General features: G+C 58.3%; 4 protein-coding genes. 1 reads left to right on the forward strand and 3 read right to left on the reverse strand.

Features of this window, described 5'->3' with window-relative positions; translation table 11 throughout:
- Positions 1-240 precede the first annotated feature (240 nt).
- From SPHV1_RS24165 to SPHV1_RS24175, 3 genes are all read right to left on the reverse strand, one after another.
- Entirely contained in the window at positions 241-2,883 is a 2,643-nt protein-coding gene (locus tag SPHV1_RS24165; protein WP_054948537.1) for an AAA family ATPase, read from the reverse strand.
- Between the two features lie 502 nt (positions 2,884-3,385).
- Complete coding sequence (locus SPHV1_RS24170) at positions 3,386-6,460, reverse strand: AAA family ATPase (RefSeq protein WP_054948538.1); 3,075 nt, start codon at positions 6,458-6,460, stop codon at positions 3,386-3,388.
- Positions 6,457-7,602, reverse strand: a complete 1,146-nt coding sequence (locus tag SPHV1_RS24175) for an exonuclease SbcCD subunit D (RefSeq protein WP_054948539.1) — start codon at positions 7,600-7,602, stop codon at positions 6,457-6,459. The genes SPHV1_RS24170 and SPHV1_RS24175 overlap by 4 nt, the downstream gene beginning before the upstream one ends.
- Positions 7,603-7,677: 75 nt before the next feature.
- Between SPHV1_RS24175 and SPHV1_RS24180 the strand changes: the two genes are divergently transcribed.
- Positions 7,678-8,451, forward strand: a complete 774-nt coding sequence (locus tag SPHV1_RS24180) for a hypothetical protein (RefSeq protein ID WP_054948540.1) — start codon at positions 7,678-7,680, stop codon at positions 8,449-8,451.
- Positions 8,452-8,822 lie beyond the last annotated feature (371 nt).

Genomic DNA, 8,822 nt, shown 5'->3' on the forward strand with positions numbered 1-8,822 from the left:
ATGGGCGCTGACGCCGGACATGGGATAGCGGACGCTCCCCGCGGCCAGCTAGCAAGTCATCTTCGCGCCTCAATTGAAGCCATTTCGAAGCGTGAACGCGATCCCCAAAGTAGTCGCAACCCCTTTGTAGGTGAGCTCGCCTAGGTAGCCCGTTCCGCTAAGCTCGACGAGATCCGATCCGAACAGCCCCAGACTTGTCGAGCTCAGGGCCACACGAACGAACACATCAAGTTTATCTGGCTATTTTTTTGGTTTCATCTGCGGTCTCGCCGCCTCCGCTACCTGACTTTCAGTCTTAAGGTCCTCGACGAGCTTCTCCAGCGCCGAGATGTCTGCCAAGAATTCATCTGGCTTGGGGACAGGGACCGTGTCTGCTGCCGGATTGTCGTGACTGTGCGTATTGGCTTTCGTCATTCCCTCATGGAATCGAATGGCGAGCGCGTCAGACAATGTCACATAGCGCAACAGCTGCGTCTGTATAACGTCGGTGCCGCGACGCACGATGTCACGGAAGATCACCTCCTCGACTGCGCGCTCGTAAGTGTCCCGCAAGCGCCCGTAGAGGTGCTTGACCTTGTATTCGTAATCGGCCGGACTGGTAGCGAGCACCTTGGGCAGCGGCGCGAAGTCGTTTTTGATCTTGCCCATGCGTTTGGCGACGTTGAGGCCTTTCCAGACCATGCCTGCGGGGTCGATTTTGCCTGCCGCGTCCTTATCGCCGAACAGCGCGATCGTGACCGGCTCGATGCCCCGGTTTTCAGCGGCGTTGCACAGCTCATTAAAGAAGATGATGTCGTGGGTGAATACGACCACCTGGCGCTTGCAGGCCTCTTCGGCGAGCCGTTCGGCTACCCGTGCACTGCGGTCACGGTCGAGCGAGGATACCGGATCGTCTACAATGATCGGGCCGGAGCCATCGGTAAGCGCTGCCTCGGTGAGAAACCCCGCGAGCGCGAGTGCCCGCTGTTCGCCTTCACTGAGAATTTCCGAGGTCACCTTCGTGAGCTTGGTTTGCGGATCGATTTCGAATTCTGCCTTGGTCTGGCCACTTTTCCGAGAAAGACCGACCTTCAAGTGCATGATGTCGAACCGTTCGCGTTCGGCTTCAAACTGAGTGATGACCGCCGAGGTCAGATGCGTGTCGACCAGTTCGTTCGCGCGTTGCGTGATGCCCCTGGTTTGCACTTCGCCGAGCGCCTTGTTGTAGGCGGCATCGGTGACCAGAAGATCGCGCCGCGTGACGAGTTTTGCGCGGTTGGCGGCGAGGATCTTCTTGTCCTCCAGTTCGGCCTTCTCGGTAGTCAGCTTGTCGCGCTCATCAGCCTCGCCAGCCTTCGCGAGCGAATTCTTTTCATCGCGCAGCTTCTGCGCCAGCGCCTTCAATTCGACATGCGGAGAGGTGAACGCCGGAACGAGGTCGCTGTCCTCGCCCGCTAGTCTTGCGGCGGCATCGGTTCGCCGCTTGATCGCAGCGGCCTGGAAACTTGTCACAGCGTCGGCGAGACCTGCATCGCGCTGCCGGACCTGTTCGACCCGATCGGCAAATTCTTCTACGCGCAATTGCGTCAGCGGCTCGAGCGCCGCCGCGGCATCCTCGCGCGTCTTCTCCGCGTTCGTGGCGGCGACATCGAGCCTGTCGTCCATATATTTCTGGAAGCGCTGCATCCGCTGCGCGCCATCATCGAGCAGCGGTTGTTGGCACAGCACGCAGGCCGCCGGGCCGGTATCGCTCGCCAAGACCGGAAAATCCGAACCGACATAGGCTTCTCTCACCGAATAGTCGCGTGCCGCGTTCCACAGCGCCCGCCAGGTTTCGCTGCCCACTCCCGGCAGCGGCTCGTCGGTGAACAGCGCGCCTGCCGACAGCTGCGCGGTCTTACGCGCGAGAACGGCGGTTTCACGCATTTTGGTGAAGTTCGCCAGCGAAGCGTCCGCATAGGCAGTCGCCGCAGTCTCGCACTCGCTGGCGATCGCGTCCACCCATCCAATGAGCGCATTGAGATCGGCGACAGCCGCCGCGCCGGCCGAGAGGACCGCGATTATCTCGTCAAGGCGCTCCTGATCGCCAGACGCAAATGTCGACGCCTCGTCAATCTTGGCATCGGTGGTGGTCTTGGTGAGCGATCGGTCGAACGTCTGCGCCTTGGTGGTGCGTTGCAGCGGAAAAGCAATGTCGGTCAGACCGACCTTGTCGCCGACCGCCGTAGCTCGTTCGGCCTCGAGACGCTCCTTCAGCTTGAGGCTGACCCCGTTGAGCCGGTGTGGCAGGGCGAGACCGAACGGCAGATAGCGGATCTGGTTGCCGCCATCGACATAGAGCTGCGCCGATAACGTATCGAACACCGCGACTTGCATGAGTTCGGGCCGGGCGGTCATGCCGCTGGTCCAAGCGATTGGAGAGTCACCGCTGCCCTCATCGATGATGATGTCGGCGGCTTGCGGTCCCGTACTGCCGCCATAGACGTCGGAAAGTACCTTGAGCTTATCCGCCTTTTCCACCCGGGTTCGGCAAGCGGTCCGCAGGATTCGCACGAAACCGCTTTTGCCGCTGCCGTTGCGGCCGTAGATGACCGTCAGCGCAGTTGGACAAAAAGCGAGCCCCGCCTTTGGGACAAGGCGGTTGACGTTTTCAACATTAGCGATGCCCTTGAGCACCACGGGTTTCTGCTTGCCCCCGCCGAAATGCGCCTTCACGAAGGGCTCTGGCGTGGGAGCTGGGTTTGCGAGGCTGAACCCTGCCGCTTGCTTGATCATTGCCAGCAGTTCGTCGAGATCGCCGTCGGTCAAGTCGGTGCTTATTGCGAGCCGGCGCAAGGCGTCTTGCCGCCACGGGGCAAGTTTCTTCGACCAATCCTCGATGTCGTCTATCGGCTCCGTCGCCATCTTCCCCTCGCTTCTTCCAATGATGCCTTGCCCGCGCATACGCTTGGGCATGCCTCCCTTCGTGTCCCGACGCGGTCTGACACCTGCCTGCAATCGTGCCCGCTGCGTATTCTTTCCAAAATGGATTATTCATTTGTCTTGGCGGACCTACTCTTACTGCCCTGCCGCTATTGTTCGATATTTGTTCTAGGCATCGCGGAACCGATGCTGGTTCTGTATGTGAGACTCTAGCGCAGCCTTGCTGAATAGAGTTTCCTCACAACTCGATTTATAAAAGAGTTCAGTCCTTCACCGGCCCGCGCAAGAGCCAACATTTGGTCAAAGTTTGCCGACCCGACTGAGGAAGATGTATATCGGTAAACTGCTCCGGTTTTAAGTTCAATGTCGATTTGACCTTCAGAAATCTCACAGGCTCGAACGCCTGAATCATTATCCCAATCTCGATATAGTTCCATAATTCACCTATATTTCAGTGGTATAATAATCGACGAATATTGGGCAATCAGCCTACCCGAGCCTCGATCTGACTGCCGTTAACACCCTTGTGCACCGTGAAGCCGTTGGGGACCGCCTGCTGCACCAACGGGACATGTGAAATCAGTCCAACGGCGCGTCGCTCTCCAACGATATTCTGGAGGACCTGCAGGACTTGATCCAGCGTTCCGGCGTCGTTTTCTGTGTCGAGACTCCCAAAGCCCTCGTCGATGAAAATCGTATCCAACCTGATGGCTCCATTGGTCATTTCCACGATGTCAGAAAGTCCCAGTGCCAATGACAGGGCTGCAATGAAGGTTTCTCCGCCCGACAGGGTAATGATCTCGCGCGCCCGGCCAGTCTCGATGTCGTGAACTCGCACATCGAGCCCCCGCTTCGACCGGCCACTGACACTGACTGTGTCACGCTCGAAACGATATCGACCCCCAGTCATCGGATCGAGCCTCAGATTTGCGGCTTCAAGGACCTGATCGAACATCGCGCCAATGGCAAAGGTCTCAAGAGTAGTTCGCAGCTCGTTCTGCCCGTCAAAGGCTTCGGCCAGACCGCGCAGCGAGCCAGAAGTTTGCTCGAGATTCTGCAAATTCTTCAATTCATCAGCCAGACTCGTTTGTAGTTCGACGAGCGATTGATGCTTCTGTTGCGCGTCAGCGCTGTTCCTTGCAGCTTCGTCGGCTGCCGTCTGTGTTTGAACACAGTTGAGCCGGAACGGCTCCATAACGGGCCGCTGGGCACTGCCGACAGCATTCATTGCCGCTGACTGTCGCCCTTGCGCTCCTGCCAGTTCCTTGTCGAACTTGGCAATCGCCTCTTCTAGTTCTCCGATCAATTCAATGTCGGGAATGGCGGAGCGATAGACCGTCTCGGAAATGTCGAGTTCGACTAGGCGCTTCTCAAATCCGGCTTGCTTCTTCACAATGTCTTCCGCGCAATCCTTGAGAGAGACCTGCGCGCTCTGCTCGGTAGCTTCGGCTTTGATCTGGGCGGCGTGAGCAATCTGTTGTTCCTCGATAGCGCCTGCGATCGCCTTCTTACGCTGATCGATTTCAACAGTCGCGGCCTCGATCGCCGCCTGCAGTGCAACCGGGTCCTGCAACTCCTCCGGGACCGACGCGATGCGATCCGTATATGCCTGACGGGCAACGGCTTCAGCAGTCGTTGCGTTACTCAGAGCGGAATTGGCCTGCTGGAGCTTGGTGCTTGTCGTGAGCTTTCGCTCACGCAGCTCCTCGACTTGCTTTGCGAGAAGCGTGACATCGGCGATTTCACCGAGTTCCTCGATTGCGCCGACAGCCAACCGATATTCAGTGTCGATCTCGTCTATGCCACGCCGGGGCTCTGGGAGATCGGAAACTGTTGCCCGACGTGCCTCCAGGGTTGCACTTGCCGAACTGACGCGTGATTGAGCATCGCGATCAAGTTTTGCCGCAGCGATGGAAGCGGACTGGGCGTCTCGCCACGCCTTCTCGAGTAGCGCCGCATCGCCCGATCCATGAGCTGGCTGGGGATGATCGCTGGCACCGCAAACCGGGCAGGGCAGACCGTCTTCCAGCCGCTCAGCGAGGATGCTGGCTTGCGCAGAAATGAATTCATGTTCGCGTGCAGCTTCACCTTCCTCCGCGCTACGATGGCGGGCTTGCGCATCCAAAGCGGCTGTCGATGCCGCATCGAAATCAGCCTGTGCCTGTTCCGCAGCCTCGCTTGCACGCAGATGAGCATTTGCACTGTCCAGTTCGAGCTTCAGCTTCTCTCGCTCGCGGATCAATCTCTGCTGCTCGACGGTGTTCCTCTGGGTAACAGCATGCGAGTCGAACTTCTCATCGAAGGCCTGCTCGGCCTTCTGATGGTCCGAAATAGCTTGGTCATACGCCTGCTTGGCAACGTTCAGCGCACTCAGGGCAATTTCATGCTGCCTGTGCCGTTCTGAAGAATCGATCAGAACCTGCTTGTGCCGTCCCAGTTCATCGACCTTGCGGGCCAAGCTCTCGAGTTCATGTTCTCGAGATCGCAGATCATCCAGTTTCGCCTTCGCCTCCAATGAAGCGTCGCGTGCCCGCTTTGCCTCTCCAGCGGCGTTGGCCAGCGAAGTTTCTGCCGCAGCGTGGCGGGTGCGGGCGTCAGCGAGGTTGCTTTCGAGATCGGCCATGCGCCGCGCCAGTTCGGCCCTGGATTTACGCCCACGCACGGTCTCGAATTCAGCGACCTTGCCTTCGAGCTCCTTCAAGGCAGCATCTGCTGCGTCCACCTCGCCAAACAATTTCTCCTGGGCCTCGGCTGCCGCAAATGCGCTGTTCGCAGCATTGAGTGCCGCCATTGTTTTAGCCACGGTCAGCCGGCTCAATTCACAACGCTCGAGCGCAGACGCGATGCCGGAGCCAAGTTCATCTGAGCTGTCGAAACCTTTCGACCGGAGCCGCTGACCGTTCAATCGATAGCCATCCTCGATCTCGCGTCGGACGTCCGCAGCGTCTGCTTTGAGCTTGTCCGTGAGCCTCCGATAAAGAGACACGTCGAACAGTTCGCGCAGGATTTCGAGCCGGTCCTTGCTGTTCGAGACCAGGAATCGCTCGAACCGACCCTGCGGCAACAGCACGATCTGGCGAAACTGCTGCGCGCCATATCCTAGCAGTTCTTCAATATGCCTCACGACATCGCTGACTTTGCGTTCGGCGATCGGGGTGCCGCAACAATCCGGACTGACATCGTCTACAGCGATTTCCGACACGTCGAACAACCATGCCGTATGTGCCTGCATGGTCTGTCCTTCCCCTCGGCTCTTGGGACGAGTTTGATCGGGGATGCGGCGGACGAAATACCGTTTGTCGCCGAGTTCGAATTGCAGGCCGACCTCGGTCAGCAGTGATTCCGGTGCGAAATCCGAACGCATCGTGCCAATGCCCTGCTCTTCCTTCGCACCTTCTCCAAACAGGGCAAAGGCAATCGCGCTGAAGATCGACGACTTACCTGATCCAGTTGGTCCATAGATTCCGAAGAGGCCGGCGTCAGTGGCTTCGCGAAAATCGATGGTCTCGACCCCGCCGTAAGGGCCAAAAGCACTGAGGGTCAGTTTGATTGGTCTCATTGCCCTGCCTCCGTTGTCTCAACCGCATGAAGGGCGGAGGCGACAATCCCTGTTTCCGTCTCTGACAGCGCGTCACCGCGGACGAACTCGAGGAAAGTCGAAGCCAGTGTCTGTGGATCGTCGATCGCCGCCCGTTGTTCTTCGAGGCGCTGTGCGACGGGCCGCTCATTGCGTTCATATGCGAGCTGGACCGCGTTGGGGTAGAATTCCCGGATCCTTTTCATCGGGTCAATTTGCGGTGTTTCGTCAGTTAGAACGACGCGAACAAGATCATGGGAAACCTCGGTTGCCGCCAGCAGTTCCAAAAGCTTCCCACGGATGGATCGCACTTGCCGCAGTGGTTCGATGGGAATTTCCGTCACGTCCACGCTGCCGTCAGGCGCAAGATCGATCAGGCTGACGGACTTCTCTTGACCCTCTTCATCAAAGCCGAAAGCAAGTGGAGCGCCGGAATAGCGGACGTGATCATGTCCGACCGATTGCGGTCGGTGCAGGTGCCCAAGCGCAACATAGTGTGCGCCGTCGAATGCGGTCGCCGATACAGTTTCGATCCCGCCGACCGTCCGCACTAGAGGACGCTCGCTTTCGCTCGTCGCTGCGCCATCCACGAATGCATGGGCAACGACGACCCAGCGCATATCGTCGCCGATGTGTTTGCGCGCACTTGCAATCTGAGCGCGGATGACATCGGCCGGACAGGCAATTCCCTCGTCTTCGAAGCATAGCCGCGCCGCATATTCAAAGGCGAAAGGCAACGCTGAAATCGCCACCGGACCGTGGGCGTCAGAGATGATCAGTGGTCTTTCGTCCTCATCCAATGGCCCACGCACAATTGCCTCACCATCGCTCGCGAGAACGCCCATTGCACCGATCTGTGCTGCGGAATCATGGTTGCCTGCGATTACGACGATTGCCGCATCGGAGGTTGCTCGTACCGTGGTTAGGAAGTCGGAAAGCCGCCGGATTGCGCTTTGAGGTGGGTTGGCTCTGTCGAAGATGTCGCCCGCGACAATCACGACGTCCGGACGATGATCATCGATGGTCGACAGAATTTGAACGAGGACGTGGTCGTGGTCTTCCTCCAGGGGCAGACCATGGAATTGGCGCCCCAGATGCCAGTCGCTCGTGTGCAGGATGCGCATTAATCAATCCCCGAATCTCAATATGTATAAAATTTATATAGACAGTGGAGGGGGAGTCAAGTATCGTCCAGCCCGATGAATGGTTCCACGCTCAAACCGGCGATGTTCGCCCGACTGGTCTATCTCGATCAATGCCTGACGTGGCGTGGGCAGGTGAACCGTAGGGACCTGATTGAGCGGTTCGGCATTTCCTCCCCTCAAGCCGCGATCGATTTCAGGGAATATCTGGAGCGGGTAGCAGACCCGAAGCCGACCTATGACGCAGTCCGCAAATGCTATGTGGCTGATCGCGGGCATGTCGGATTGCTGTTCTGGCACGACACCGGCACGCCCGATGAGCTAATTGTTGGCGCTGCTGAGGACGACTTCTTGCGCTTGCCGTCGCCCGTGCGGCAGTGTCCGCCTTTCATCATGCGCCAGCTTTATCAGGCAATCGAGCAGCGGCTGAAAATAGAACTCGACTATGTTTCGATGTCGAGCGGGCTGCGCCTGAACCAGTGGATCGCACCGGCTCATTTTGCATCGGACGGTGAGCGATTGCACGTCCGGGCATGGAGTTTCCACCATCAGGAATGGCGTGACTACCTTCCCATCCGCGTGCTGCCTGAAAGCAGCTTCACAACCGAACCGATAGACGAGGCGCTTCCGCGAGATACTGACTGGGAAGACCTGATTGAGATACGCCTCAGGCCGCTGCGCGGCCTGTCGGACGCGCAGAAGGCCGCCGTCCGACTGGAATACGGCTTCACAGAGGATGTTCTGAGCTTCCAGGTTCGAAAGTCGCTGGAGTTTTACATCGAGCGGCGTTGGGGCCTCAACCGACCGGGAGCGCGATTGGAACGATGTTAGATTCTGGCGGATGCGAACGTCAGTTCGGAGGTGACCATGGCAGAAAGCGCAACCATCGATCCGCGTGAATGGATCAAGGTTCATGCCGTCAAATCAACAGAAATAGTGGCGAAAAATTGACAGACGGAAGGCGACCTTGTGCCTCGACATGGCAAAGGTCTGGCGACCTGCGAGTGCCCTTTGCCCGATGCAATGACGGCGTCGCACATCACGTCGATAAGATCACCGGAAAGTCAATGGGGCCGTTTCGCTGTCTCGATTGTGATGAACTCCTGCAGCTAAGAATTTCGACCAGGGCGCGACCACATTTCGCGCATTTGCCGGATTCCCGCTGCGCAGGAGAAACGGCACTGTCAACGGCGGAGTAAAAG

The organism is Novosphingobium sp. KN65.2 (genome assembly GCF_001368935.1).
Classification (GTDB): domain Bacteria; phylum Pseudomonadota; class Alphaproteobacteria; order Sphingomonadales; family Sphingomonadaceae; genus Novosphingobium; species Novosphingobium mathurense.